This is a genomic window from Streptomyces sp. NPDC003034, assembly GCF_053591375.1.
The window spans coordinates 88,801-114,759 of the sequence record NZ_JBSFTS010000018.1; the positions used below are offsets into that span (position 1 = coordinate 88,801).

Below are 25,959 nucleotides of genomic sequence, written 5' to 3' on the forward strand. Positions count from 1 at the left end.
CCGGCGGACGTGACCGGCGGACGTGACGAGGGGCCCGGATCCACTTGAGGATCCGGGCCCCTCGTCACGTGCGGGCGCCGGTGGGGCGCGTCCGGTCACACGGGGAGGGTGAGGAGCATGCCGGGGCGCACGAGGTCGGGGTCGGGGCCGATGATGCCCTTGTTCATGGCGTAGAGCTCGCGCCACCGCTCTTCGTCGCCGAGCTCGCGGCGGGCGATCGTGGGCAGCGAGTCGCCCGGCCTCACGGTGTACGTGCGCTTCTTGGCCGTGGGCGCCGGCTTCGGGGCGGCCGGGACGGCCTTGTGCGCGGCCGAAGCCGGAGTCGGCGTGTGCTTGGCCCCCGGCACGGCGGGGGCGGAGGCCGCTTTGGCCCTGGGCGGCCTGGCGGCGGGAGGCTCCGGCTTGGCGGGGACGGCCTTGTGCGCGGCCGACGAGGGAGTCGGCGTGGGAGTCGGCGGGTGCGTGCCGCGGGGCGCGGCGGAGGCGGGCTCGGCCTTGGGCGGCGCGGCGGCGGCCATACGGTCGGCGGCCGCCCGGGTGGCCGAGGCGGCGTCGGACGCCGCGCTCCGGGGCGCGGCTCCGGGCTCGGGCTGCTGCCCGCCCCGCTCCCTCGCCCGCTCCTTCTGCTCGGCGGGCTGGTGTTCCTTGCTCTTGTCGGACTTCAGGAAGTCGAAGAGTCCCATGTGTCTACGCCTCCGGCATGGTGTCGCCCCCTGGGCCAGGGGCCTTCCCCCACTGTCGGACACCGTGCGTCGGACGGCCCCGCGGCAGAGCCGTCCGGGGGAAGCGGATCCCGGTCGCCCGTACCTCCGTACCTCCGTACCTCCGTACGTCCGTATGTCCGTACGTCCAGTAGCTCATCGGCCGCGGCGCCGCGCCAAGGTGAAGGCCCTGAGAGCGAATGGAAGCTCTCAGGGCCTTGGTGTCGCGTCGCCGCGGGGGGGCCTGCGGAGGTGTGCATCGATGCGACATGAAGAGAAACGATCCGCCGCGCCGCCGGTTACGCCGCTGCCGCTCTTCTCCGCAGTCCGTTCGTCTGCGGCGCGTGGCTCTCCATGGCGGCGCGGAAGGCGGTCATACAGGGGACGCAGTAGCGTTCGGCCGCTCCTTCGGAGAGGAGAGCGGTGACGGTCCGGTCCGGAGCGAGGATGTATCCGCACAGGGTGCCGGTGGCCTGGTCCTTGGCTATGACGTGCCAGAGCATCTCGGGTCGGCCGGGGGTGGACTCGGCGCGCATCTCGTACATGGGCGTGCCCTTCTGCCGTGATGGCCGGTCGGGGAGACCGTCCGAGTCCATGAGAGTGCCCCTGCTCCGAAGAGGCCAACGGACCTGGGCCGACCGGGGGAAAACCGGGTGCGGCGGGTTTGACCGCCGCACCGCCCGGCACCCCCGGCTCGCGGCTGGGCGCACGGACGGCCGCTCACCGCCACCCGTACGGCCAGGTGCCCGCGCCGGGGCCGCCCCCTTCGGCTCCCGTGGCGTGGCGGGAGGGTGATGTTCGAGGGCGGGTGGCTGCGCCTGAAGGCGGACTGCTCCGGCGGGGCCGAGGATGGGCGCCGTCAGACCCCCCACCCCGCCGTCAGGAGTCCCTTCATGCTGGAGCGCAAGCCGCGCAAGGACCGCACCGAGGTCACCTTCGTCCTGCCCGCCGACACCCCGCCCGGGCCGGTCAGCGTGGTGGGGGACTTCAACGACTGGCAGCCCGGCACCCACACCCTGATGCCCCGCAAGGACGGCACCCGCGCGGTCACGGTCGCCCTGCCCGGCAAGAGCGAGCACGCCTTCCGGTACCTGGCCGCAGGCGACTACTGGTTCGACGAGGAAGCCGCCGACGGCCACGACGGCGTCAACAGCCGTCTGCACACCTGACACCGGCAGACAGCGGCAGGACCGCCGAACCGCCCCCGCGGTGCGCGGGGGCGGTTCGGCGCCGTACGGGACCCTGCCGGGCGCTACGGGCAGGTGACGTCCGGGTTGTAGGCCGCGAAGAGGCCGCTGGGGTTGTCCTTCCAGAGCCATACGTGCAGCGAGTAGTGGGTGGGCAGACCCGGGACGTCGCTGACCGGCCCGTCGAACTGTCTGCCGAACAGCTTCGGAGCGCTCCCGGTGTCCGGGTCGTTGTCCGCGTCGAGGACCAGGTACTCCACCGCGACCAGCTGCCGGACCCCCTCCTTGTCCGTCGCGTACAGCACCGCCGCGGGACGCCCCGGATGCAGCGAGCCGATGTTGTCCTGGTTCAGGTAGCGGTAGCCCATGCCACCGCGGCCGCCCCGGGTGTCCCGTACGCACTCGTTGGACGCCGCGAAGCCCGCCTCGACGGCGAGCTCCGGGGAGTGGAAGGCTCCTGAGGCGAAGCGGGCGACCTCAAGGCCGTCCTTCTCCTCGTCTCCCGCCGGTGCGGCGGCGATGCTCATCGAGGCCAGGGCGGCGAGCGCGAGCGCTGCCGTGACGGGTGGTACCCGCATGCGCGTGACTCCTTGGGAGCGAAGGGACGTGGCGGGCGCCGCCCGGCCGGAGGACCGGCCGGCGCCCACCGTCCGATCCTGTTGCCCCACCCCGCCCCCTGCACGTCCACGACACCCATCCGTGCCGACGTCCCCCGCCCTTCCCCTGAATGTCGGACGATCCGGTTCCGGGCCCACGCGTCACCACCACCGCGCTGGCATGTCCGTACGAAAAACCCCCTCCGACCGCGTTTCCACAGGTCAAAGGGGGTATCCGGGGTGGAGCCTAGGAGATTCGAACTCCTGACATCTGCCTTGCAAAGGCAGCGCTCTACCAACTGAGCTAAGGCCCCGGAAAACGGACGCAACCGTCCCCTGGGAGGGAGCGGTCGTTCCGCAGAACAGAGTACCGGGTCTACCCCCTCATCCCGCAAAATGATAGGGACTCCCGCCGTGCGACCACGCTCCGTAAGATGCACGCGAGGTTCGCACCAGCGAAGGGGAGTAGTGAGAGTGGACGCAGTACAGCAAGAGGCCACGGCCAGAGCCAGGGAACTTCAGCGCAGTTGGTACGGGGAGCCCCTCGGAGCGCTCTTCCGCCGGCTCATAGATGACCTCGGCTTGAATCAGGCCCGTCTCGCTGCCGTGCTCGGCCTGTCGGCGCCCATGCTGTCCCAGCTGATGAGCGGCCAGCGCGCCAAGATCGGCAACCCCGCCGTGGTCCAGCGGGTCCAGGCGCTCCAGGATCTCGCCGGCCAGGTCGCCGACGGGAGCGTCAGCGCGGCGGAGGCCACCGACCGGATGGACGAGATCAGGAAGACCCAGGGAGGCTCCGTCCTCAGCAACAGCGGCCAGACCGCCACCAGCTCGGGCGCTCCCACCGTGAAGCGGGTCGTCCGCGAGATCCAGTCGCTGCTGCGCTCGGTCTCCGCGGCCGGCGACATCATCGACGCGGCGGACACGCTCGCCCCCACCCACCCGGAACTGGCAGAGTTCCTCCGGGTGTACGGAGCGGGCCGCACCGCCGACGCGGTCGCCCACTACGAGGCCCATCAGAACTGAGGGGCTCGGCCCCGCGGCTGACCGCGAGTTACGGGGACGGCAAGTGACGGGGGACGGGGGACGGGTACAGCGATGGGTGAGGTCTTCGCCGGCCGGTACGAGCTGATCGATCCGATCGGGCGCGGTGGCGCGGGAGCCGTATGGCGGGCCTGGGACCACCGGCGCCGCCGGTACGTGGCCGCGAAGGTCCTGCTGCAGAGCGACGCCCACACGCTGCTGCGGTTCGTGCGGGAGCAGGCCCTGCGGATCGACCACCCTCACGTGCTGGCCCCCGCCAGTTGGGCGGCGGACGACGACAAGGTCCTCTTCACGATGGACCTGGTCGGCGGCGGTTCCCTCGGACACGTGATCGGCGATTACGGACCCCTGCCGCCCCGTTTCGCGTGCACGCTGCTCGACCAGCTCCTGTCGGGGCTGGCGGCTGTGCACGCGGAGGGCGTCGTGCACCGCGACATCAAACCGGCCAACATCCTGATGGAGGCCACCGGGACCGGACGGCCGCACCTGCGGCTGTCCGACTTCGGCATCTCGATGCGCAAGGGCGAGCCCCGGCTGACCGAGACCGACTACGTCGTCGGCACACCCGGTTACTTCGCGCCCGAGCAACTGCTGGGCGCGGAGCCCGACTTCCCAGCCGACCTCTTCGCCGTCGGGCTCGTCGCCCTGTACCTGCTCCAGGGGCGCAAACCCGACTCCCGGGCCCTGGCGGAGCACTTCCTCGCCCACGGGACCCCCGGCGCCCCCGAAGGCGTTCCCGCGCCGCTGTGGGACGTCATCGCGAACCTCTTGCAGCCCGACCCCCAGAGCCGGTTCCGGACGGCCACGGGGACCCGCAAGGCCCTTGCCGCAGCCGTGGAGCTGCTGCCGCCGCCCTGGCCCGATGAGATCCCGGTGGAGGTGTTCGACCAATTCGGGCCGCTCCCGGCGGGCTTCGGCCCGGACGGACCCCTGGCCACGCCCTCGGCCACGCCCTCGGCCAAGCCCTCGGGGGTGCCAACCCCGCCGACCTCGCCGACCGCTGCGGCAGCCCCTGCGGTGGCGGCCGTGGCCGCTCAGCCGACCCGTACCGATCCGCGCGCCCCGGCGGCGGCCACAGGCCCCCCGCCCACCCCCGCGTCGGCCCCGTACGCGCCCTACCCGGCCACGCCCACCCCCGCCCCGGCCCCGGCCCACGCCTCCTCGCAGACGGGCAGTTTCCACCTGCCGCCGCCGGCCTCCCCCGCCCCGCTGCCGCAGCGGCCCAGCACCCCGTACCCGGCGGCGCCCGCCCCCACCGGGGGCGGCGTCCCCCGCCCGTCGGCCACGGTGACGGCGGCGGTCCTCACCGCGGCGCTGCTGTGCTTCGCCGTGGGCGTCTGGGCCCTGACCCGGATGTAGCACCGGCTCAGCCCTTACGCCCCCGCTGAGGCGCTCGCCCGCCGGGCCAGCAGCGTCCAGGCGCCCAGCCCGAGCAGCAGCAGCGTTCCGGTGCCGAAGCCCGCGCCGGCCACCACCCGCATCACGGAGCGGCCTTCCGCGGCCTCGGCGGCCTCGGGGGCGGTGAGCCCCTCCTTCGCCGCGGCCCTGTCCTCGGCGCCGACCCCGAAGCCCGCCGCGGCCGGGCTCTCCTTGTAACCCGGTTCCCGGCCGGGGCTGCCGATGACGTCCATGCGCAGCGTCAGCGGCACGGGGGTCGCGTCCTCGATGAACTCGCCGACCTTCCCGCCCATGGTCACGGCGATGTAGTACCAGCCGGCGACGCGGACCGCCCGCATCTTCGTGTTGTCGGAAAAGCGGTTCTCATAGGCCACCGGAGCCGTCTTCGGGAGGGTGACGGCGGCCTGCTTGCCGTCGTAGGAGGCGTCCTGGGACACCACCAGCCCCCGGTAGGGCGTGTAGAGCGAGACGGTGAGCCCGTTGGAGGCGCTTCCGTACGTCTTCGTCAGCTTGGCGGCGGCCAGTTCCGCGCTGAGGCCGAGCTGCTGTCCCCAGTCGAGCGGGACGCGGTAGAAGCGGGTCTGTCCGGGCCGCAGTTCGTCACGCCACACGCCACTGCCCACCGCGCGGGCGTCGTTGAAGCCGGTCCCTCCGCTGCGGACCACCGGTTCGGTGCCGGGCAGCGTCGGGGGCTCGGAGGCCCAGGCGCTGGGGGCGGCGGTGGGCTCGCTGCCGGGGGCGAGAGCCGGTTCGCGCTGGAGCCGGAGCTCGACCGGCCACGGGCTCTGGTCGGAGCTCTTGCCCGCCCTCCGCGTGACCTTGGCGTAGTAGGTGCCGGCCTGCTGGCATTCGGCGTCCTCCGCCCGCAGCCGCACCCCGACTTCGCTGAGGGGGACGGCGTCGTACGCGAAAGAGGCCTGGCCGCTGTCGTGCGGGCAGTCACGGCCTTCCGTCGTCATGACCTTCACCTCGATGCCGTCGCCGTAGCCGACCCTGGCACCCGTCGGCGGCTGGAGGACGGCGGAGACGTAGACGGTCGACTTGTCGTCGAGGTAGAGCCGGTAGGCCCGCTCCCCGGGAGCGAGCGTGTCGGTGTAGAGCGCCCCCGCCTCCAGCAGCGGAGCGTCCGCCGTGGAGCGCTTGCCCTCGATCTTCCTCGCGCCGTCCGCCGCTCGGTAGGCCGGAATCGGCTCGGGCGCCGATCCGTCGGCGTACGCGGCCCCCGGCAGGCCCGCCGTGAGGCCCAGGGCCGCCGCCCCCACCACGGCGCCCGCCACCACTCTGCGTACCCGACCCATCACGCCCACCCCGACTTTGCTAGCGCAAGGCAAATCTTTGCAGAATGCAACTAGGTGTCGCAGAACAGCACGAAGCCCCGACCGCAGCGGCAGCCGGGGCTTCATGAGATCAGCTTTCGGTCTCACACACCGGAACCAGAGGGCACGGAGTCAGTTGCCTCCGTCCACAGGTCCTGCTCGGCGCGGTCCGCCTGGATCTGGCGGTACACGAGGAGCCCGCCGATGGCGGCCAGTGCGACCAGGAGCAGCTTCTTCACCGCGCGACCTCGTCTTTCGTTGACGTAGGGGACTTCTGGTGCCCAACAATACACACCGACCGATACCGATCGGTGACCTGGCAACCCCTCAATCGGCCCAACGGCGAAGACCCCCAGGCCGGGGGCCTGGGGGTCTTCGACACTGTGGGGCTAACAGGATTTGAACCTGTGGCCTCATCCTTATCAGGGATGCGCTCTAACCAACTGAGCTATAGCCCCATCCGCGCTGCGCGCTGACTCCTGAAGATTAGCGCACAGACACGGTCGAGCCAAAATCCGTTCCCGCGAGGCGTCCCCGCAGGTCAGTCAGCGGTCATTCGTCCTCGGCGAGGGTGAGCTCCACCCCGCCGACGAAGCCCGCCGACAGGTTGTAGATGAAGGAGCCCAGCGTCGCCAGTGCCGTCATCAGCACCACGTCGATCACCGCGATCACCGAGCTGAAGACCAGCACCCGCGGCAGCGACAGGAACGACTGGAGGTCGAAGCCGTTGCTCTCGTTGGAACCGGTCGCCTCGCTGATCGTGCCGCCGACGGTCGAGAAGACGCCCATCGCGTCCATGACCATCCACAGCACCGCCGCCGCGACGACCGTGCAGATGCCCAGCGCGATCGACAGCAGGAAGCTGACCTTCATCACCGACCACGGGTCGGCCTTGGCCACCCGCAGCCGGGCCTTGCGCGTCCTGGGCACCGTACGGGCCCCCGTACGCGGCTTGCGCTGCGCACCGGCGCCCGCCCCGCCGTGCGGCCCGCCCGCGCCCGAGGGCGAGGTGTAGGCCTGCGGCGGCTGATAGGGCTGAGCGGACTGCTCCTGGCCGGGGCCTGCGCCGGCGACCTGGCCGGTCCCGGTGCCCGGTTTCGGTCCTCGGGTTTCCGTCACGGTTCCCCCCTGGGATTCCGCGGCGGGGCCACGGGCACCGTTCGCTCCAGTTTTGGACGGTCCGGCGCCCGTGGCTCCACTCACGACTTACTCCTCGTGCTCCCCAGCCGAAGGCTGCGTGCCCTCGGCGGCCTCGGCGGCCTGTCCTTCGGCTGCCTCGGTCCCGATCTCTGTCTCGATCTCGTCGACCTCGTCAGCTTCCTGACCGGCCTCGGCGTTACGAGCGATGCCCACCACGGCATCGCGCTTGCCCAGGTTGATCAGCTGGACGCCCATGGTGTCACGGCCGGTCTCCCTGACTTCGTTGACGCGCGTACGGATCACACCACCGCCGAGCGTGATGGCGAGAATCTCGTCCGTTTCGTGCACCACCAGCGCCCCTACGAGCGACCCGCGGTCCTCCACGATCTTGGCGGCCTTGATACCCAGACCACCACGGCCCTGGACGCGGTACTCGTCGACCGGCGTCCGCTTGGCGTAACCGCCGTCGGTCGCGGTGAAGACGAACGTACCGGGCCGGACCACGCTCATGGAGAGCAGTTCGTCCCCCTCGCGGAAACTCATGCCCTTCACGCCCGAGGTCGCGCGGCCCATCGGGCGCAGCGCCTCGTCCGTCGCCGTGAAGCGGATCGACTGGGCCTTCCTGCTGATGAGCAGCAGGTCGTCCTCGGCCGACACCAGCTCCGCGCCGATCAGCTCGTCGTCGCTGCCGTCCTCCGTCTCGCGGAGGTTGATGGCGATGACACCACCCGAACGGGGCGAGTCGTAGTCCTTGAGCGCCGTCTTCTTCACCAGGCCGCCCTTGGTGGCCAGGATCAGGTACGGCGCCGCGTCGTAGTCCCGGATGGCGAGGATCTGGGCGATCTTCTCGTCCGGCTGGAAGGCCAGCAGGTTCGCCACGTGCTGACCGCGCGCGTCCCGGCCGGCGTCCGGCAGCTCGTACGCCTTGGACCGGTAGACCCGGCCCTTGTTCGTGAAGAACAGCAGCCAGTGGTGCGTGGTGGACACGAAGAAGTGGTCGACCAGGTCGTCCTGCTTCAGCTTCGTGCCGCGCACGCCCTTGCCGCCGCGCTTCTGCGAACGGTAGTCCTCGGTCTTGGTGCGCTTGACGTAGCCGCCGTGCGTGATCGTGACGACGATGTCCTCTTCGGCGATCAGGTCCTCCATGGACATGTCGCCGTCGAAGGGCACCAGCTTGGAGCGCCGGTCGTCGCCGAACTTCTCGACGATCGCGGCCAGCTCCTCGCTGACGATGGTGCGCTGGCGCTGCTCGGAGGCCAGGATCGAGTTGTACTCGTTGATCTTGGCCTGGAGCTCGTCGTGCTCGGCGACGATCTTCTGCCGCTCCAGCGCCGCCAGGCGCCGCAGTTGCATCTCCAGGATCGCGTTCGCCTGGATCTCGTCGATCTCCAGCAGGCCCATCAGGCCCTCGCGCGCGATCTCCACCGTGTTGCTGCGCCGGATCAGCGCGATGACCTCGTCGATCGCGTCCAGTGCCTTGAGCAGGCCGCGCAGGATGTGCGCGCGCTCCTCCGCCTTGCGCAGGCGGAACCTCGTACGCCGGACGATGACCTCGATCTGGTGCGTCACCCAGTGGCGGATGAAGGCGTCGATCGAGAGCGTGCGCGGCACGCCGTCCACCAGCGCCAGCATGTTCGCGCCGAAGTTCGTCTGCAGATCGGTGTGCTTGTACAGGTTGTTCAGCACGACCTTGGCGACCGCGTCGCGCTTCAGGACGATCACCAGTCGCTGGCCGGTGCGCGAAGAGGTCTCGTCACGGACGTCGGCGATCCCGCCGACCTTCCCGTCCTTGACCAGGTCGGCGATCTTCTGCGCCAGATTGTCCGGGTTGGTCTGGTACGGAAGCTCCGTGACCACCAGGCACTGGCGGTTCTGGATCTCCTCGACCTCCACCACCGCGCGCATCGTGATGGAGCCGCGACCGGTCCGGTACGCCTCCTCGATGCCCTTGCGGCCCACGACCAGCGCGCCGGACGGGAAGTCAGGGCCCTTGATCCGTTCGAGGAGCGCGTCGAGCAACTCCTCGTGCGTGGCCTCCGGGTGCTCCAGCGCCCACTGGGCGCCCGCCGCCACCTCGCGCAGGTTGTGCGGCGGGATGTTCGTGGCCATGCCGACCGCGATGCCGGCGCTGCCGTTGACCAGCAGGTTCGGGAAGCGCGCCGGCAGGACGGTCGGCTCCTGGTTGCGGCCGTCGTAGTTGTCCGTGAAGTCGACGGTCTCCTCGTCGATGTCCCGGAGCATCTCCATGGCCAGCGGCATCAGCTTGCACTCGGTGTAGCGCATCGCCGCTGCGGGGTCGTTGCCCGGAGAGCCGAAGTTGCCGTTCGAGTCCACCAGCGGCATCCGCATCGACCACGGCTGGGCCAGGCGGACCAGGGCGTCGTAGATGGAGGAGTCGCCGTGCGGATGGTAGGTGCCCATGACGTCACCGACGACGCGGGCGCACTTGTAGAAGCCCTTCTCGGGCCGGTAGCCGCCGTCGTACATCGCGTACAGCACGCGGCGGTGCACCGGCTTGAGACCGTCGCGCACGTCGGGCAGTGCGCGCGAGACGATGACGGACATCGCGTAGTCGAGGTAGGAGCGCTGCATCTCCGTTTCGAGCCCGACGGGCTCGATCCGCAGCACGGGCTGCTCCTCCGCGGGATTCTCGGCGGTGGGGGTGGTTTCGTCGGCCATTGCTGGTCAAAGGTCCTTTCGAGCAGTCAGCTGAGCCGACTCAGATGTCGAGGAAGCGAACGTCCTTGGCGTTGCGCTGGATGAAGGAGCGCCGTGCTTCGACGTCCTCACCCATCAGCACCGAGAACAGGTCGTCGGCCTGCGCCGCGTCGTCCAGGGTGACCTGGCCGAGCACGCGGTGGTCGACGTCCATGGTGGTGACGCGCAGCTCCTCGGCGTTCATCTCGCCCAGACCCTTGAAGCGCTGGATCGAGTCTTCCCTGATCCGCTTGCCGTTCTGCTTGCCGAGCTCCACCAGGGCGTCGCGCTCGCGGTCCGAGTACGCGTACTCGAAGTCCTCCCGGCCCCACTTGATCTTGTAGAGCGGCGGACGGGACAGGTACACGTGCCCGGCCTCGACCAGGGGCCGCATGAAGCGGAACAGGAAGGTCAGCAGCAGGGTGTTGATGTGCTGGCCGTCGACGTCGGCGTCCGCCATCAGGATGATCTTGTGATAGCGGAGCTTCTCGATGTCGAAGTCCTCGTGCACGCCGGTGCCGAAGGCACTGATCAGTGCCTGGACCTCGGTGTTCTGGAGGATCTTGTCGATACGGGCCTTCTCGACGTTCAGGATCTTGCCGCGGATCGGCAGGATGGCCTGGTACATCGGGTTGCGGCCCGACTTGGCCGAGCCGCCGGCGGAGTCGCCCTCGACGATGAAGATCTCGCACTTCGTCGGGTCGTTCGACTGGCAGTCGGACAGCTTGCCCGGCAGCGAGGCGCTCTCCAGCAGGCCCTTGCGACGGGTGAGGTCACGGGCCTTGCGGGCGGCGACCCGCGCCGTGGCCGCCTGGATGGACTTGCGGATGATGTCCGCGGCCTCGTTCGGGTTCCGGTCGAACCAGTCGTTGAGGTGCTCGTGCACGACCTTCTGCACGAAGGTCTTGGCCTCCGTGTTGCCCAGCTTGGTCTTCGTCTGGCCCTCGAACTGCGGCTCGCCCAGCTTGATCGAGATGATCGCGGTCAGACCCTCGCGGATGTCCTCGCCGGCGAGGTTGTCGTCCTTCTCCCGCAGGAACTTCTTCTCGCGCGCGTAGCGGTTGACCAGACCCGTCAGCGCCGCACGGAAGCCCTCCTCGTGCGTACCGCCCTCATGGGTGTGGATCGTGTTCGCGAAGGAGTACACGCCCTCCGTGTACTGCGAGTTCCACTGCATCGCGATCTCGACCGAGAGCATGCGCTCCTTGTCCTCGGACTCGACGTCGATGACCGTCGGGTGGATCAGCTCGCCCTTGCGCGAGTTGAGGTACTTCACGAAGTCGACGATGCCGCCCTCGTAGTGGTACTCGACCGTGCGCGCCGGGGGCTCGACCGCGTCCGCGTCCGGGTCGTCGGCGCCGACCGTGGCCTTCGCGGACTCGCGCTCGTCCGTCAGCGACAGGGTCAGGCCCTTGTTCAGGAAGGCCATCTCCTGGAAGCGCCGCGACAGCGTCTCGAAGGAGTACTCGGTCGTCTCGAAGATGTCGCCGTCGGCCCAGAAGGTCACCGAGGTGCCCGTCTCGGACGTCTCCTCGTTCTGCTTCAGCGGAGCCGTCGGCGCGCCGAGCTTGTACTCCTGGGTCCAGCGGTAGCCGTCACGCCGGACCTCGACCGCGACGCGCGTCGACAGCGCGTTCACGACGGAGACGCCCACGCCGTGCAGACCGCCGGAGACGGCGTAACCGCCACCGCCGAACTTGCCGCCCGCGTGCAGGACGGTCAGCACGACCTCGACGGCCGGCTTCCCCTCGGACGGCACGATGTCGACCGGGATGCCGCGGCCGTTGTCGACGACCTTGACGCCGCCGTCGGCGAGGATCGTCACGTCGATGCGGTTCGCCTGCCCGGCGAGCGCCTCGTCGACCGAGTTGTCGACGACCTCGTAGACGAGGTGGTGCAGGCCGCGCTCACCCGTCGACCCGATGTACATGCCGGGCCGCTTGCGGACCGCGTCCAGGCCCTCCAGGACCTGGATGTTGCTGCCGGTGTACGAAGACTCACCGGCCTCGCCGGCTGTGGACTCGTTCTTCTCGTTGGGGTTGCCGGAATCGGCCACGAAGCGCCCTTTCTGGCACAGCACAGGCCGTACTCCGGGCCAGCAGGCATGCAAGCAGGAGCGGCTGCGTCGATCTGCGTTGTCAGCTTTTGTCAGCGGTACTGAACTGGTGATCCCGCCTGGGGGCGGGATTCGCTTCAGTCTACCGGTACCTCGGACATGAATGGGGGTTTGCCGGTACCTGAGTCCGCATGTGCCGCCCTGAACCTCCTCTCTCCGACTCCCCATATCCGGGACGGGGCTCAAAGAGGCTCACACGGGCATCCAGCGCTTCGGGCTGTCAACCTCCCGCTACCGTGAGGGACACCACGCGCGACGGCGGTCTCATCCGCCCGGCCGGCGGCGCCCGCCGGGTCCGCGTGGGGGATCCTCGGGGGTGCTCCGAAGCAGGGCGCCGCCCGGAACCGCCGCCTGCTCCGCAGGGCCCGGCCCCACGGCGGAGCAGGTGGGTACGGGGGACAGCGCGGGGTCACCTCGGCCGGCAACCGGCCCCGCCACCCGGCCCGGCCCGGCCCGGCCGGCCACGGGGCGGCGGCCGCAGCCGGCCACCAGTACGGGACAACGCGGTGTGCGCGGGGTCATCCACCAGCCCTGGGCACCTGCCGGTCCGCGCGGGCTCCTGGGGGCTCCTCGGGAGCCGGGCCCAGGCCGGAATCGAGCCGGTCTGCCGGGCTCCGCCGCCACGGCGGAGCGGTCGGCTGCCGGCACCGGGGCCCGGCCCCGCGCGCACGGCACCGGAACCCCGCCCGCGCGAACGGCGGCGGCAGCCGACCGCGGGCACAGGGCAACGCGGGGCCGCCTCGGCCGGAGGGCAGCAGCAGACGCCGACCCAGCCGAAGCCGAGCCCGCCCAGGCCGCCGCAGGCGAGCGACCGCTCGAAGCCGAGCCCGGTCAGACCCGCGGAGCCCGCCGCAGGCGACCCGGCGGCCCCGGTCAGCCGTAGGTGTCGCCCGGGCCCGTGCTGCCCGGCGCCCGCCAGGGTCCGTACGACTTGGGCCGCCCGCCGGGGCCGTGCACCTTGATCAGGCGCACCGTGCCCTGCCCCAGATCCGCGTTCAGCCGCGCCACGAGCTGCGGGGCCAGCAGCTTCAGCTGCGCCGCCCACGCCGAGGAGTCGCACCGCACCACCAGCTCGCGGTCCTCGTACCGCTCCGGTACACAGTGCGCCGCGATCTCGGGGCCGACGATCTCCGGCCAGCGCTCCATCACACCGGCCACCGCCATCGGCATCTCCCAGCCGCGCTCGGTCCGCAAGCGGTCGAGCGCCGCCATCAGCGGCATGGGGTCCCGGCCGTCCGCCCGCGCACCCGAGCGCAGCCCCAGCTGCGGCCGCTTGCGCCCGCTCACCGCACTGCCGCGGGCCCGCGCCTGCTCCCGCGCCGCCGCCAGCGCCTGGCGCGCGAGATCGATACCGGAGGGCTCCGGAATCCTGGGGGGATCGTTCTGCACACCGCTCACAACCGGGTCACCTCACCACCGGACACCCCGAACCGCGCCCCCGCCAGCACACCCGGAACGTCATCGTCCACCGCCGCCGTCACCAGGACCTGCTCGCCCGGCGCCACCAGCTCCGCCAGCCGCTCCCGGCGCCGCACGTCCAGCTCCGCGAACACGTCGTCCAGGATCAGCACCGGCTCACTGCCCTCCGAGCGCAGCAGCTCGTACGAGGCCAGCCGCAGCGCCAGCGCGTACGACCAGGACTCCCCGTGGCTCGCGTAGCCCTTCGCCGGCAGTTCGCCCAGCCGCAGCACCACGTCGTCGCGGTGCGGACCCACCAAGGTCACGCCCCGCTCGATCTCCTGCTTGCGCACGTCCGACAGGGCCGCCAGCAGGACCTCGTACAGCGCCTCCCGCGTCCGCGCCGCCCCGCTGTCCACCGGCTCGCCCGCCGAGGACTTGTACGACAGCCCCAGCGGACCGCCGCCGGGCGCGAGCTGCTCGTAGGCCTTGTCGGCGAGCGGCATCAGCGTGGCGATCAGGTCCAGCCGCTGGGCCAGCAGCTCCGCGCCCACGCGCGCGAGATGCTGGTCCCACACGTCCAGCGTGGACATGTCCATCGAGCGCCCACCGTGCCGGCGTGCCATCGCCGCCGACTTCAGCAGCGTGTTGCGCTGCTTGAGCACCCGCTCGTAGTCGGACCGGACCGCCGCCATCCGCGGCGAGCGCGCCGTGACGAGCTCGTCGAGGAACCGGCGCCGCTCTCCCGGATCGCCCTTCACCAGCGCGAGGTCCTCCGGCGCGAACAGCACCGTCCGTACGATCCCCAGCACGTCCCGCGGTCTGACCTGCGAGGACCGGTTGATCCGGGCCCTGTTCGCGCGCCCCGGATTCAGCTCCAGCTCCACCAGCTGCTGGCGCTCGCCCTGCGTCACGGCCGCGCGGATGATCGCCCGTTCCGCGCCCATCCGCACCAGGGGGGCGTCCGAGGACACCCGGTGGCTGCCCAGCGTCGCCAGATAGCCGATCGCCTCGACCAGATTGGTCTTTCCCTGGCCGTTGGGGCCCACGAAGGCGGTGACGCCCGGGTCGAGCGGGACCTCGGCCCGGGCGTACGAGCGGAAGTCGGCCAATGAGAGATGCGAAACATGCATACGGCGCCGACCTCCCCCGGCTTCCACTGCTGTGCTCTGTTCTGTCTGGTGCTGTGCGGCTCGCTGCTCCGGCCCGGAGCCGCTCCTGATACGAGCCGCTCCGGACCCGGGCCGCTACTTCTTCTCGACCGCGTGGCCGCCGAACTGGTTGCGCAGCGCGGCGATCATCTTCATCTGCGGGGAGTCGTCCTGGCGCGACGCGAAGCGCGCGAAGAGCGAGGCGGTGATCGCGGGCAGCGGTACGGCGTTGTCGATCGCCGCCTCCACCGTCCAGCGGCCCTCGCCGGAGTCCTGGGCGTAGCCGCGCAGCTGCTGCAGGTGCTCGTCCTCGTCCAGGGCGTTCACGGCCAGGTCCAGCAGCCAGGAACGGATGACCGTGCCCTGCTGCCAGGAGCGGAAGACCTCGCGGACGTCGGTGACCGAGTCCACCTTCTCCAGGAGCTCCCAGCCCTCGGCGTAGGCCTGCATCATGGCGTACTCGATGCCGTTGTGGACCATCTTCGCGAAGTGGCCGGCGCCGACCTTGCCGGCGTGCACGGCGCCGAACTCGCCCTCAGGCTTCAGTGCGTCGAAGACCGGCTGCACGCGCGCCACGTCTTCCTTCGTGCCGCCGTACATGAGGGCGTAGCCGTTCTCCAGGCCCCACACGCCACCCGAGACACCGCAGTCCACGAAGCCGATGCCCTTGGCCGCCAGCTCGGCGGCGTGCTTCTCGTCATCCGTCCAGCGCGAGTTGCCGCCGTCGACGACGACGTCGCCGGGCGAGAGCAGCTCGGACAGCTCGTCGACGGTGGACTGGGTCGCCGCACCGGCGGGGACCATCACCCACACGACGCGGGGGGCCTCCAGGCTGTCCACAAGTTCTCGCAGGCTGTGGACATCGGCGAGGTCCGGGTTGCGGTCGTATCCGATGACGGTGTGGCCTGCGCGGCGGATGCGCTCGCGCATGTTGCCGCCCATCTTGCCGAGACCGACGAGACCAAGCTCCATCAGGTGGTTCCTTAAGCGTTGTGGCCGTCTTTGCCGGGGTCCCTGGATTCCCGGGGACACCCCCGACCCCCGAGACTACGCCCGGCCGTGTGGCCCGGCGGCACGGGGCGCGGTATGCCCCCGACGCGGTCAGGCCCGGTCTCGCAGGCTGCGAGACCGGGCCTGACCTGCGAAGGATCCAGAAGGATCAGCCGGAGAGACGCACCGGCATGATCAGGTACTTGTACGTCTCGTCCGCTTCGGCGTCGACCGCGGGGCGGCCGCTGAGCAGCGCCGGCTTGGTGGACGTGGTGAAGCTGAGCTGCGCGGCCGGCGAGTCGATCGCACTCAGGCCGTCCAGCAGGAAGGTCGGGTTGAAGGCGATCGAGATGTCGTCGCCCTCCAGGACGCAGTCGACGCGCTCCACAGCCTGTGCGTCGTCGCTGGAGCCTGCTTCCAGGATCAGTACGCCCTGCTCGAAGCTCAGACGGACCGGGGTGTTCCGCTCGGCCACGAGGGCGACGCGCTTGACGGCCTCGACGAAGGGGGCGGTCTCGATCACGGCGACGGAGTTGAACTCGGTCGGGAAGAGCGTGCGGTACTTCGGCAGGTCGCCCTCGAGGAGGCGGGTGGTGGTGCGCCGGCCGGCGCCCTCGAAGCCGATCAGGCCCTCGCCCTTGCCGGAGCCCGACAGGGCCAGGGTCACCGTGTCGCCGCTGGTCAGCGACTTGGCGGTGTCTAGCAGCGTCTTCGCGGGGACCAGGGCCACGGCGGAGGCCTGCGGGTCCTCCGGCTTCCACATGAACTCGCGGACCGCGAAGCGGTAGCGGTCGGTGGAGGCCAGCGTGACGCGGTCGCCCTCGATCTCGATGCGGACACCGGTCAGCACGGGCAGGGTGTCGTCGCGGCCGGCGGCGATGGCGACCTGGGCGGCCGCGGAGGCGAAGACCTCACCGGGCACGGTGCCGGTCGCGGTCGGCATCTGCGGCAGCGCCGGGTATTCCTCCACAGGCAGGGTGTGGAGTGTGAATCGCGAGGATCCGCAGACCACGACCGCCCGTACACCGTCTGTGGAAATCTCCACCGGGCGGTTCGGCAGGGCGCGGCAGATGTCGGCGAGCAGCCGGCCGGAGACCAGGACCGTGCCGTCCTCTTCGACGTCCGCCTCGACGGAGACGCGGGCCGAGACCTCGTAGTCGAAGCCGGAGAGGCTCAGCGTGCCGTCCTCGGTCTTGAGCAGCAGGCCCGCGAGAACGGGCACCGGCGGCCGGGCCGGAAGGCTACGGGCCGCCCAAGCCACCGCCTCCGCGAGTACGTCGCGCTCCACCCGGATCTTCACCGGAACCGCCTCCTGCTGTTGCTCGCTCGTCTGTCGGCCTTCGTCGTCGGCCCGATGTCTCGATGCCTGGGACCAGTCTGACGTACGGCGCCGACAGTCGGTGCGGCCGGAGGTCAAGTCGGGAGCGGGATGTCGGGGCGGGGGTCCGGCGAGTTGTGCACAGGCCCTGCTTGAAAACCGAATCCGGTCTCACTCTCTATGGGAGTAGTAGTAGGGCCTGTGGATACAGTGGATAACCATGTTTTCGCAGGTCACACCCCGTTTTTTATCCACCGGCCCTGTGCATGGCACCGGTGGACAACCCGGTGTCCCTGTGGAGAACAAAAAGTTCTGCACAGGCCGTCCCCAGGTGACCCCCAGTACTCCACAGGTGCGTCCCCAGCTTTTCCCCAGTACTCCACAGGCCAAACGTCTACATCCGTGTGACCGCTTTCACTCGGGGCGGTGAGAGGGCCCTTCCTGTTGCCGAACAGTGGACAACGGTGTGGAGAAGTCCTCGCATCCTGTGCACAGCATGCGAGAACCTGTGGGTCGGCGGTGGACAAGGGGACGGAGGTGCTGTGGACGAAAAAGTTGTCCACAGCCTGTGGATGAAGGTTGCGCACAAATCCACAGGGTCGTGACCTGCCCTGATGATCCCTCACCGGAGAGCCCTGTGGACAGATTGTGGGTAGTGGGAACCGTCCCCAGGGTGTGGACGGAAGAAAGTCTCCCAATCTGTGGATAAGTTGCTCCGCGGGGGGCGTATTCGAACAGGTCAGGGGCGCGCGGACGACGAAGGGCGCCCCCGTAGTGATCCGGGAGCGCCCTCTGAAAGCGGTGTGAGGAGCCCAAACCGTGGCTCTGCCACGGCTGTTGCAGGGCTTGTCGGGCCGGCTCAGGCGTTCTTGATGCGGTTGGTGAGCTCGGTGACCTGGTTGTAGATGGAGCGCCGCTCCGCCATCAGCGCGCGGATCTTGCGGTCCGCGTGCATGACCGTGGTGTGGTCGCGGCCGCCGAACTGGGCCCCGATCTTGGGCAGGGACAGGTCGGTGAGCTCCCGGCACAGGTACATGGCGATCTGCCGTGCCGTGACCAGGACGCGGCTGCGCGAGGAGCCGCACAGGTCGTCCACGGTGAGGCCGAAGTAGTCGGCGGTGGCCGCCATGATGTCGGAGGCGGTGATCTCGGGCGCGCTGTCCTCCCCACCCGGGATCAGGTTCTTGAGGACGTCCTCGGTGAGGCCCAGGTCGACCGGCTGCCGGTTGAGGCTCGCGAAGGCCGTGACCCGGATCAACGCCCCTTCCAGCTCGCGGATGTTGCGCGAGATGCGGGAGGCGATGAACTCCAGGACCTCCGGCGGGGCGTTGAGCTGTTCCTGCACCGCCTTCTTGCGCAGGATCGCGATGCGGGTCTCCAGCTCGGGCGGCTGGACGTCGGTGATCAGGCCCCACTCGAAGCGGTTGCGGAGCCGGTCCTCAAGGGTGACGAGCTGCTTGGGCGGCCGGTCGGAGGACAGCACGATCTGCTTGTTGGCGTTGTGGAGCGTATTGAAGGTGTGGAAGAACTCCTCCTGCGTCGACTCCTTGCTCGCGAGGAACTGGATGTCGTCGACGAGCAGGATGTCCATCTCGCGGTAGCGCTTTCGGAACGCGTCGCCCTTGCCGTCGCGGATGGAGTTGATGAACTCGTTGGTGAACTCCTCGGAGCTCACGTACCGCACGCGGGTGCCGGGGTAGAGGCTCCGCGCGTAGTGCCCGATGGCGTGCAGCAGATGCGTTTTGCCGAGACCCGACTCCCCATAGATGAAGAGCGGGTTGTACGCCTTCGCGGGCGCCTCGGCGACGGCCACCGCCGCGGCGTGCGCGAAGCGGTTGGAGGCACCGATGACGAAGGTGTCGAAGAGGTACTTGGGGTTCAGGCGGGCGGTGGGCTCAAGCGGCCCCGAGGTGGAGCCGCTGGAGGGGGCCGGGGCGGAGGCGGGCCGGCCGGGCGCCTGGCGCGGCGGGGGCTGCTCGTACTGCTGCGGGTCGTAGGGGGACTGCTCGTACTTCTGCTGCTCGTAGGAGCCCTGGTCGTAACCGGAGGGCTCGGACTGCTGGAGGTACTTCGGCTGCGGGGAGGCGTACGGGTCGCGCTCGGGGAAGCCGCCGAGGCGGGGCTGCTGCCAGCCGTAGTCGTCCTGCTGACCGCCGCGGGGCCAGGCTCCGGACTCCGGCCGCTGCTGCTGGTAGTCCGGGTAGGCGGGGCGGGCGGTGGGGAGCTGGTCGTCGGAGGGGCCCGCGTGCCCGCCGGAGTGGGTGTGGCCGCCGGTGCGCTGGCCGCCGTAGGACTCGTAGGTGTCGCGCTGCTGGGCGGGAGCGGGATGCGAGGGCTCGCCGGCCGAGTCGTCCACGGTGATGGCGATCCGGATGGGCCGCCCGCACTCCCGGCTGAGCGCGTCGCTGATCAGCGGCGCCAGGCGGCCCTCGAGGACGCGCTTGCCCCATTCATTGGGGACGGCGAGCAGGGCGGTGTCGGCCACGAGGGCCAGGGGCTGGCAGCGCTCGACCCACTGCTTGTCCTTGGGCTCGATGCCCGGCTGTCCTTCCCCGAGGAGCTTTTCGAGCACCCTTGGCCACACTGCGGCAAGATCGGCAGGTACGTCAGCCACAGAGCACGCTCTCTCACAGGGGTCCCACGAATGTGTGGTTCTTTGGGACGGTCGGGACAAAAAAAGCAGGGATCGGGCAACGGTAGTCAGCGCGACGGGTACGGTTCAAGTCGTTGTCCACAGCCTGTGCACAGTGTGGGGCACCGTCGCCTCGGTTTGACCGGATGGCGTAGCCGCGCGTACCGTAACGAGGTCGAGTTGTCGATGGCTGCTGCCGCCTGCCTACCGATGGGCGAAGGTCACTATCAGTGATCGTTTAGCGGTGCCACTCGGGCGAACACGCGAGTTTCCTCGTGGGCGCACGGTGACAGCCAGGCGATGTCCCGCCACAACGATTCATTCTCTGGAGCCCCCGAGTGAGCAAGCGCACCTTCCAGCCGAACAACCGCCGTCGTGCCAAGACCCACGGCTTCCGTCTCCGGATGCGTACGCGTGCCGGTCGCGCGATCCTGGCGAACCGCCGTGGCAAGGGCCGTTCCGCCCTCTCCGCATAACAACGCGCAGGTCGTGACGTCGTGCTGTCTCCCGAAAATCGGCTGAGGCGGCGCGAGGACTTCGCGAGTGCGGTACGTCGAGGTCGTCGGGCCGGTCGCCCGCTCCTCGTCGTCCACCTACGTACAAGCGGTGCAACGGACCCGCACGAGCCGGGGGAGATCGATCCCTCGACGCGTGCGGGTTTCGTCGTCAGCAAGGCTGTCGGCGTCGCCGTCGTCCGTAACCGGGTGAAGCGCCGTTTGCGTCATCTTGTCCGTGAGCGGCTGTCTCAGCTGCCCGCCGGTAGCCTGGTGGTGGTGCGTGCCTTGCCCGGAGCGGGCGATGCCGGCCCCGATGAACTGGCCCGGGACCTCGATGCCGCTCTGGCACGGCTCCTGGGAGGCGTGGCTCGATGAAGTACCCGCTGCTCGCTTTGATCAAGCTGTACCAGTGGACGATCAGTCCGCTGCTCGGGCCGGTGTGCCGCTACTACCCCTCGTGCTCGCACTACGGGTACACGGCCATCGACCGGCATGGTGCGGTGAAGGGGACGGTTCTGACCGCCTGGCGGATCCTGCGGTGCAATCCGTGGTCCCCGGGTGGTGTGGACCACGTCCCACCTCGTAAACGCCCGCGTTGGCACGAGCAGCTGCGCAGTGCGTTGCGTAGATCTCGCAATGCTCAAGGAGCCTGATTAGTGGACACGATTGCCAGTTTCTTCGCCTTCATCACCACACCCGTCTCGTGGATCATCGTTCAGTTCCACAAGCTGTACGGTGCGCTCTTCGGTGCGGACAGCGGGTGGGCCTGGGGCCTGTCCATCGTGTCTCTGGTGATCTTGATCCGTATCTGTCTGATCCCGCTCTTCGTGAAGCAGATCAAGGCGACGCGGGGCATGCAGGCGCTCCAGCCGCGGATGAAGGTGATCCAGGAGCGCTACAAGAACGACAAGCAGCGCCAGTCCGAAGAGATGATGAAGCTCTACAAGGAGACGGGTACCAACCCGCTCTCCTCGTGCCTTCCCATCCTGGCGCAGTCCCCGTTCTTCTTCGCGCTCTACCACGTGCTGTCGAGCATCGCGAGTGGCAAGGAAGTCGGCGAGATCGACGGCCCGCTGCTCGCCAGCGCCCGTGAGGCACACATCTTCGGCGCACCGCTCGCGGCGACGTTCACGGACAGCGCGGCGAAGGTCGCGGCCTTGGACGCCTCGATCATCGATGTGCGTGTCGTGACCGCCATCATGATCATCCTGATGTCGCTGTCGCAGTTCTACACCCAGCGTCAGCTGATGCAGAAGAACGTCGACCTCTCGGTCAAGACGCCGTTCATGCAGCAGCAGAAGATGCTGATGTACATCTTCCCGGTGATCTTCGCGGTCATGGGCATCAACTTCCCCGTCGGTGTTCTCGTCTACTGGCTGACCACGAACGTGTGGACCATGGGTCAGCAGATGTACGTGATCAACCAGAACCCGACGCCGGGCAGCAAGGCACAGGACGAGTACCTGACGCGTCTGCTCAAGCACATCGGCGCGCACGGTGACGTCAAGGGCCGGAGCAAGAAGAAGGTCGTCGCGGCGATCGTGGCCAAGGGCCCGGACCGCAATGACAACGAGCGCAAGTTCATCACGGCTCTGACCAAGCAGGGACTGGCCGCGCAGGCGGACGGCTCTGTGATCAAGAGTCCTGAGGCCACGGCCGAGTCGGATGCGGCGAGCGGCGGTGCCGCGAAGCGGCAGCAGCCGAAGCGGCAGTCCAAGTCGCGGCGCCAGACGCCCACCAAGTCCTCTCCCAAGAAGTAAGAAGGAGTCCCTCCCGTGACGGAAGGCACCACCACCGCCGCCGCTGAGGGTGGCGACACCCTGACCCGCCTTGAGCAGGAGGGTGAGATCGCGGCCGACTACCTTGAGGGTCTGCTCGACATCGCCGACCTGGACGGCGACATCGACATGGACGTCGAGGCCGACCGGGCCGCGGTGTCGATCGTCGGCGACTCCGCCCGCGACCTGCAGAAGCTCGTGGGGCGCGACGGTGAGGTTCTGGAGGCTCTGCAGGAGCTGACCCGCCTCGCCGTGCACCGCGAGACCGGGGACCGCAGCCGTCTGATGCTGGACATCGCCGGGTTCCGTGCGAAGAAGCGCGAGGAGCTGACGGCACTGGGCGTCCAGGCCGCGACGGACGTGAAGGCGTCCGGCGAGCCGATGAAGCTGGCGCCGATGACGCCGTTCGAGCGGAAGGTCGTCCACGATGCCGTGGCGGCCGCCGGCCTGCGCAGCGAGTCCGAGGGCGAGGAGCCGCAGCGCTTCGTCGTCGTGCTCCCCGCCTGAGCGGTAACGAGATGTTCGGCCCCGTCTGTATCGCAGGCGGGGCCGATGTTTGTCAGCCTGGCACGTGAACGAAGCGACATCGTAAAGACGTGGGTTTACCTATCTTGCGGAACGGAAGGACGGTCCCCGTGACGGAGGCAGCGGAGCTTCCCCCGGCGCCCGAAGAGGCGCGCGCGGTGTTCGGTGAGTTTTTCCCCGAAGCTGTGCGGTATGCGGAGCTGCTGGCGGACGCGGGGGTCGAGCGGGGTCTGATCGGGCCGCGTGAGGTCCCGCGGCTGTGGGAGCGGCACCTGTTGAACTGCGCGGTGCTCTCGGAGGTGGTGCCGCAGGGCGTCACCGTGTGCGATGTGGGCTCGGGGGCCGGTCTGCCCGGTATCCCGTTGGCTCTGGTACGCCGGGATCTGAAGATCACGCTGCTGGAGCCGCTGCTGCGGCGGACGACCTTCCTCCAGGAGGCCGTGGAGCTGCTGGGCCTGGACCATGTCACGGTGGTGCGCGGACGCGCCGAGGAGGTGCTGGGCAAGGTCCAGCCGGTGCATGTGGTGACGGCGCGCGCGGTGGCTCCGCTGGACCGGCTGGCCGGCTGGGGTGTGCCGCTGCTGCGTCCTTACGGGGAGATGCTGGCGTTGAAGGGCGACACCGCCGAGGAGGAGCTGGTGGCGGCGAAGGCCGCGCTGGCGAAGCTCGGTGTGGTGAAGACCTCGGTGCTCCACGTGGGTGAGGGTGTGGTGGACCCGCTGTCGACGGTGGTGCGGGCCGAGGTCGGAGAGAGCCCCGGTGGGGTGAGGTTCGCGGCCAAGCGGGCCAAGGCGGCCCGGGTCAGCCGTACGCGTCGACGCCGCTGACGGTCCCGTGCGCTGTGCTGTAGGGACTGTTTCGCCGGGTTGCGCCCTGTAGGTATGGATTTCGGAGTGTCGTAGCGGCCTGCCAGACTCCGTCCGGGCATCGTGTTTCACGTGAAACGTCGCTCTCTGCTGCACGGAATCATCAGCCGCGGTCGTGCGGCGTCGTCCCCCCGTCAACGTAAGGAGGCGAGGGGGACGGAGTTGTCCACATCGGTGGATTCATCCACAGGAGTACGGGCCCCGCTGGTTCGTGCCCCGGGTGACATGGGAGGCTCTGTGCATCCCGAGCCCGCTGTCGAGGAGAGTGACACCGTGCGGTCCGACGCCAACCTCGCGGGGCCGATGGCCGATCCGGTCCCCGGTCCCCGCTCTGAACCGGTGGGCGACGATGTTTCACGTGAAACATCGTCGCCCCTTGTAGACAACGACACTCCCATCGGCCGGTCCGCCCAGCTGGCCGTCGAGGCCCTGGGGCGCGCCGGCCAGGGGCTGCCCCGGCCCCCGCAGACCAGGGTCATCGTGGTCGCCAACCAGAAGGGCGGCGTGGGCAAGACCACGACGACCGTGAATCTGGCGGCTTCGCTGGCCCTGCACGGGGCCAGGGTGATGGTGGTCGACCTGGACCCGCAGGGCAACGCGTCCACGGCGCTGGGCATCGATCACCATGCCGATGTCCCGTCCATCTACGACGTGCTCGTGGACAGCCGGCCCCTCCTGGAGGTCGTCCAGCCGGTGGTGGATGTGGAGGGCCTGTTCTGTGCTCCCGCCACGATCGATCTGGCAGGTGCGGAGATCGAGCTGGTGTCGCTCGTCGCGCGGGAGAGCCGCTTGCAGCGGGCGATCCAGGCGTACGAGCAGCCGCTCGACTACATCCTGATCGACTGCCCGCCCTCGCTGGGGCTGCTGACGGTGAACGCACTGGTGGCGGGGGCCGAGGTGCTGATTCCCATCCAGTGCGAGTACTACGCGCTGGAGGGGCTGGGGCAGCTCCTGCGCAATGTCGACCTGGTGCGCGCCCACCTGAATCCGACGCTGCACGTGTCGACGATCCTGCTGACGATGTACGACGGCAGGACCCGGTTGGCCTCGCAGGTGGCGGAGGAAGTGCGCACGCATTTCGGCAAGGAGGTGCTGCGGACGAGCATCCCGCGGTCGGTGCGCATTTCGGAGGCACCCAGTTATGGGCAGACGGTGCTCACCTATGACCCGGGTTCAAGCGGCTCGCTCTCCTACCTGGAGGCGGCACGGGAGATCGCGTTCCGCGGGGTCGGAATGCAGTACGACGCCCACCAGGCCCATCTGGGCATGGGCATGAACAGCACGCGGAATGTGGCGGAGGGGATCCAGTGAGTGAGCGACGTAGGGGCCTGGGGCGGGGACTCGGTGCGCTGATCCCGGCAGCTCCCCAAGAGAGAACGCCGCCGGCGATCAGTGCCGGGTCGACGTCCCCGTCGGCGGTGCCGGTGCTGACCTCGGAGCGAGGGGTCGCGGCGGCGAAGCTGGCCTCACTGGCGCAGGCCGATGTTTCACGTGAAACGTCTTCGGTCGTCGTCCCGGTGCCGGAGCCCGAGCCGGTTCCGGCGACCGAGCCCCCTGAGGTGGCGGGCGCGACATTCGCCGAGCTTCCGATGGATTCGATCACGCCGAACCCGAGGCAGCCGCGTGAGGTGTTCGACGAGGACGCCTTGGCGGAGCTCGTGACATCGATTCAGGAGGTGGGCCTGCTCCAGCCGGTCGTGGTGCGGCAGTCGGGGCCGGGCCGCTACGAGCTCATCATGGGCGAGCGGCGGTGGCGGGCTTGCCGAAAGGCCGGGCTGGAGCGCATTCCGGCGATCATCCGGGCGACGGACGACGAGAAGCTGCTGTTGGACGCCCTCCTGGAAAACCTGCACCGGGCGCAGCTGAATCCACTGGAGGAGGCAGCGGCGTACGACCAACTGCTCCAGGACTTCCATTGCACGCATGATCAGCTGGCGGACCGCATCGGACGCTCGCGTCCGCAGGTGTCGAACACGCTGCGGCTGCTGAAGCTGTCGCCGTCGATCCAGCGCCGGGTGGCAGCTGGAGTGATCTCGGCTGGGCATGCGCGTGCGCTGCTGTCGGTGGAGGACTCCGGCGAGCAGGACCGGCTCGCGCATCGGATCGTGGCCGAGCAACTGTCGGTGCGTGCGGTGGAGGAGATCGTGGCGCTGATGGCGTCGGAGCCTTCCAGCACGGTGAAGCCGAAGGGGCCGCGGGCGGGTGCCCGGGTGGCTCCGGCGCTGAGCGAGTTGGCGACGCGGCTGTCGGACCGGTTCGAGACGCGGGTGAAGGTGGACCTGGGCCAGAAGAAGGGCAAGATCACCGTCGAGTTCGCCTCGATGGAGGATCTGGAGCGGATTCTGGGGACGCTGGCACCGGGCGAGGGCCGGGTGCTGGAGCAGGGTCTTTCCGGGGAGTGATCCCGGACCGCTGAGGGCGGGCCGTGCCGGTGGGAACCGGGCCGGTCCGCCCTTCGCTGTGCCGCGGTGCCGGTGGCGGTGACCGTACCGGTGGTGGGGGTGGCGGTGGCGGCGACGGTGGCTGTGCTCCGCTTGCCTGGGCCGTCGCCTGCTGCTTGCGCCTGCCCGTGTTGTGGCCGCCCGTGTTGGGGTCGTCTGCGCTGTGCCTGC

At 69.6% G+C, this 25,959-nt stretch carries 24 protein-coding genes and 2 tRNA genes; 11 read left to right on the plus strand and 15 right to left on the minus strand.

The features are described 5' to 3' along the window. Positions 1–95 precede the first annotated feature (95 nt). Both ACWDX7_RS19140 and ACWDX7_RS19145 read right to left on the minus strand, forming a co-directional pair. Positions 96–683, minus strand: coding sequence for a LysM peptidoglycan-binding domain-containing protein (locus ACWDX7_RS19140; RefSeq protein ID WP_451488819.1), 588 nt, complete (start codon positions 681–683; stop codon positions 96–98). A gap of 317 nt (positions 684–1,000) precedes the next feature. Next, positions 1,001–1,297: a hypothetical protein gene (locus ACWDX7_RS19145; RefSeq protein WP_451488818.1), complete on the minus strand. Its 297-nt coding sequence runs from the start codon at positions 1,295–1,297 to the stop codon at positions 1,001–1,003. A 297-nt stretch (positions 1,298–1,594) separates the two neighbouring features. On the opposite strand from ACWDX7_RS19145, the gene ACWDX7_RS19150 reads away from it, so the two are divergent. Then, positions 1,595–1,870 (plus strand): isoamylase early set domain-containing protein, encoded by a 276-nt coding sequence (locus ACWDX7_RS19150; protein ID WP_451488817.1) that lies wholly within the window; start codon positions 1,595–1,597, stop codon positions 1,868–1,870. Between the two features lie 83 nt (positions 1,871–1,953). Here the strand turns inward: ACWDX7_RS19150 and ACWDX7_RS19155 are convergent, their stop codons facing one another. Continuing rightward, on the minus strand, positions 1,954–2,466 hold the full coding sequence (locus ACWDX7_RS19155; RefSeq protein WP_451488816.1) for a hypothetical protein: 513 nt from the start codon (positions 2,464–2,466) through the stop codon (positions 1,954–1,956). Positions 2,467–2,725: 259 nt separating this feature from the next. After that, positions 2,726–2,798, minus strand: a tRNA-Ala gene (locus ACWDX7_RS19160). Positions 2,799–2,958: 160 nt separating this feature from the next. On the opposite strand from ACWDX7_RS19160, the gene ACWDX7_RS19165 reads away from it, so the two are divergent. Both ACWDX7_RS19165 and ACWDX7_RS19170 read left to right on the plus strand, forming a co-directional pair. Continuing rightward, a complete protein-coding gene (locus ACWDX7_RS19165; RefSeq protein ID WP_451488815.1) occupies positions 2,959–3,507 on the plus strand; it encodes a helix-turn-helix domain-containing protein in 549 nt (182 codons plus the stop codon). 72 nt (positions 3,508–3,579) lie between these two features. Next, positions 3,580–4,884, plus strand: coding sequence for a serine/threonine-protein kinase (locus ACWDX7_RS19170; RefSeq protein WP_451488814.1), 1,305 nt, complete (start codon positions 3,580–3,582; stop codon positions 4,882–4,884). A gap of 14 nt (positions 4,885–4,898) precedes the next feature. Here the strand turns inward: ACWDX7_RS19170 and ACWDX7_RS19175 are convergent, their stop codons facing one another. The 11 genes from ACWDX7_RS19175 to dnaA all read right to left on the minus strand — a co-directional run bounded on the left by ACWDX7_RS19175 (position 4,899) and on the right by dnaA (position 19,663). Then, complete coding sequence (locus tag ACWDX7_RS19175) at positions 4,899–6,221, minus strand: hypothetical protein (RefSeq protein WP_451488813.1); 1,323 nt, start codon at positions 6,219–6,221, stop codon at positions 4,899–4,901. 122 nt (positions 6,222–6,343) lie between these two features. Beyond that, positions 6,344–6,478, minus strand: coding sequence for a DLW-39 family protein (locus ACWDX7_RS19180; protein WP_208809277.1), 135 nt, complete (start codon positions 6,476–6,478; stop codon positions 6,344–6,346). A 145-nt stretch (positions 6,479–6,623) separates the two neighbouring features. Next, a tRNA-Ile gene (locus ACWDX7_RS19185) sits at positions 6,624–6,697 on the minus strand. 94 nt (positions 6,698–6,791) lie between these two features. Then, the gene (locus ACWDX7_RS19190) at positions 6,792–7,442 is read right to left on the minus strand and encodes a DUF3566 domain-containing protein (RefSeq protein ID WP_451488812.1); all 651 of its coding nucleotides are present in this window, start codon (positions 7,440–7,442) and stop codon (positions 6,792–6,794) included. 3 nt (positions 7,443–7,445) lie between these two features. Continuing rightward, positions 7,446–10,058, minus strand: coding sequence for a DNA gyrase subunit A (gene gyrA / locus ACWDX7_RS19195; protein ID WP_451488811.1), 2,613 nt, complete (start codon positions 10,056–10,058; stop codon positions 7,446–7,448). 40 nt (positions 10,059–10,098) lie between these two features. After that, positions 10,099–12,156 carry a DNA topoisomerase (ATP-hydrolyzing) subunit B gene (gene gyrB, locus ACWDX7_RS19200; RefSeq protein ID WP_451488810.1) on the minus strand — a complete coding sequence of 686 codons (2,058 nt, stop codon included), beginning with the start codon at positions 12,154–12,156 and terminating at the stop codon, positions 10,099–10,101. A gap of 909 nt (positions 12,157–13,065) precedes the next feature. After that, positions 13,066–13,590 (minus strand): DUF721 domain-containing protein, encoded by a 525-nt coding sequence (locus ACWDX7_RS19205; RefSeq protein ID WP_451488809.1) that lies wholly within the window; start codon positions 13,588–13,590, stop codon positions 13,066–13,068. Next, on the minus strand, positions 13,587–14,723 hold the full coding sequence (gene recF, locus ACWDX7_RS19210) for a DNA replication/repair protein RecF (RefSeq protein WP_451488808.1): 1,137 nt from the start codon (positions 14,721–14,723) through the stop codon (positions 13,587–13,589). The genes ACWDX7_RS19205 and recF overlap by 4 nt, the downstream gene beginning before the upstream one ends. Before the next feature lie 114 nt (positions 14,724–14,837). Next, positions 14,838–15,713 carry a phosphogluconate dehydrogenase (NAD(+)-dependent, decarboxylating) gene (gene gnd / locus ACWDX7_RS19215; protein WP_451488807.1) on the minus strand — a complete coding sequence of 292 codons (876 nt, stop codon included), beginning with the start codon at positions 15,711–15,713 and terminating at the stop codon, positions 14,838–14,840. Between the two features lie 187 nt (positions 15,714–15,900). Then, positions 15,901–17,031 carry a DNA polymerase III subunit beta gene (gene dnaN / locus ACWDX7_RS19220; protein WP_451488806.1) on the minus strand — a complete coding sequence of 377 codons (1,131 nt, stop codon included), beginning with the start codon at positions 17,029–17,031 and terminating at the stop codon, positions 15,901–15,903. Between the two features lie 877 nt (positions 17,032–17,908). After that, positions 17,909–19,663: a chromosomal replication initiator protein DnaA gene (dnaA, locus tag ACWDX7_RS19225; protein ID WP_451751113.1), complete on the minus strand. Its 1,755-nt coding sequence runs from the start codon at positions 19,661–19,663 to the stop codon at positions 17,909–17,911. Positions 19,664–20,019: 356 nt separating this feature from the next. On the opposite strand from dnaA, the gene rpmH reads away from it, so the two are divergent. The 8 genes from rpmH to ACWDX7_RS19265 all read left to right on the plus strand — a co-directional run bounded on the left by rpmH (position 20,020) and on the right by ACWDX7_RS19265 (position 25,749). Next, positions 20,020–20,157 carry a 50S ribosomal protein L34 gene (rpmH, locus tag ACWDX7_RS19230; RefSeq protein WP_112448007.1) on the plus strand — a complete coding sequence of 46 codons (138 nt, stop codon included), beginning with the start codon at positions 20,020–20,022 and terminating at the stop codon, positions 20,155–20,157. Between the two features lie 21 nt (positions 20,158–20,178). Next, entirely contained in the window at positions 20,179–20,553 is a 375-nt protein-coding gene (gene rnpA, locus ACWDX7_RS19235) for a ribonuclease P protein component (protein ID WP_451488805.1), read from the plus strand. After that, positions 20,550–20,831, plus strand: a complete 282-nt coding sequence (gene yidD, locus ACWDX7_RS19240) for a membrane protein insertion efficiency factor YidD (protein WP_075970728.1) — start codon at positions 20,550–20,552, stop codon at positions 20,829–20,831. The genes rnpA and yidD overlap by 4 nt, the downstream gene beginning before the upstream one ends. A 3-nt stretch (positions 20,832–20,834) precedes the next feature. Beyond that, complete coding sequence (gene yidC, locus ACWDX7_RS19245) at positions 20,835–21,938, plus strand: membrane protein insertase YidC (RefSeq protein WP_451488804.1); 1,104 nt, start codon at positions 20,835–20,837, stop codon at positions 21,936–21,938. A gap of 15 nt (positions 21,939–21,953) precedes the next feature. Beyond that, the gene (locus ACWDX7_RS19250; RefSeq protein WP_451488803.1) at positions 21,954–22,463 is read left to right on the plus strand and encodes a Jag family protein; all 510 of its coding nucleotides are present in this window, start codon (positions 21,954–21,956) and stop codon (positions 22,461–22,463) included. Between the two features lie 128 nt (positions 22,464–22,591). After that, positions 22,592–23,308, plus strand: a complete 717-nt coding sequence (rsmG, locus tag ACWDX7_RS19255) for a 16S rRNA (guanine(527)-N(7))-methyltransferase RsmG (protein WP_451488802.1) — start codon at positions 22,592–22,594, stop codon at positions 23,306–23,308. A gap of 264 nt (positions 23,309–23,572) precedes the next feature. After that, positions 23,573–24,658: a ParA family protein gene (locus ACWDX7_RS19260; protein WP_451488801.1), complete on the plus strand. Its 1,086-nt coding sequence runs from the start codon at positions 23,573–23,575 to the stop codon at positions 24,656–24,658. Then, entirely contained in the window at positions 24,655–25,749 is a 1,095-nt protein-coding gene (locus tag ACWDX7_RS19265) for a ParB/RepB/Spo0J family partition protein (RefSeq protein WP_451488800.1), read from the plus strand. Before ACWDX7_RS19260 ends, ACWDX7_RS19265 begins: the two co-directional genes overlap by 4 nt. Positions 25,750–25,959: the final 210 nt, after the last annotated feature.

Bases quoted from the DNA above. Each gene is read 5' to 3' on its own strand.
- ACWDX7_RS19260 (WP_451488801.1), top strand. From the start codon at position 23,573: ATGGGAGGCTCTGTGCATCCCGAGCCCGCTGTCGAGGAGAGTGACACC.
- yidD (WP_075970728.1), top strand. From the start codon at position 20,550: ATGAAGTACCCGCTGCTCGCTTTGATCAAGCTGTACCAGTGGACGATC.
- ACWDX7_RS19145 (WP_451488818.1), bottom strand. From the start codon at position 1,297: ATGGACTCGGACGGTCTCCCCGACCGGCCATCACGGCAGAAGGGCACG.
- gyrA (WP_451488811.1), bottom strand. From the start codon at position 10,058: ATGGCCGACGAAACCACCCCCACCGCCGAGAATCCCGCGGAGGAGCAG.
- ACWDX7_RS19175 (WP_451488813.1), bottom strand. From the start codon at position 6,221: ATGGGTCGGGTACGCAGAGTGGTGGCGGGCGCCGTGGTGGGGGCGGCG.
- recF (WP_451488808.1), bottom strand. From the start codon at position 14,723: ATGCATGTTTCGCATCTCTCATTGGCCGACTTCCGCTCGTACGCCCGG.
- ACWDX7_RS19140 (WP_451488819.1), bottom strand. From the start codon at position 683: ATGGGACTCTTCGACTTCCTGAAGTCCGACAAGAGCAAGGAACACCAG.
- ACWDX7_RS19150 (WP_451488817.1), top strand. From the start codon at position 1,595: ATGCTGGAGCGCAAGCCGCGCAAGGACCGCACCGAGGTCACCTTCGTC.
- ACWDX7_RS19170 (WP_451488814.1), top strand. From the start codon at position 3,580: ATGGGTGAGGTCTTCGCCGGCCGGTACGAGCTGATCGATCCGATCGGG.
- gnd (WP_451488807.1), bottom strand. From the start codon at position 15,713: ATGGAGCTTGGTCTCGTCGGTCTCGGCAAGATGGGCGGCAACATGCGC.
- ACWDX7_RS19155 (WP_451488816.1), bottom strand. From the start codon at position 2,466: ATGCGGGTACCACCCGTCACGGCAGCGCTCGCGCTCGCCGCCCTGGCC.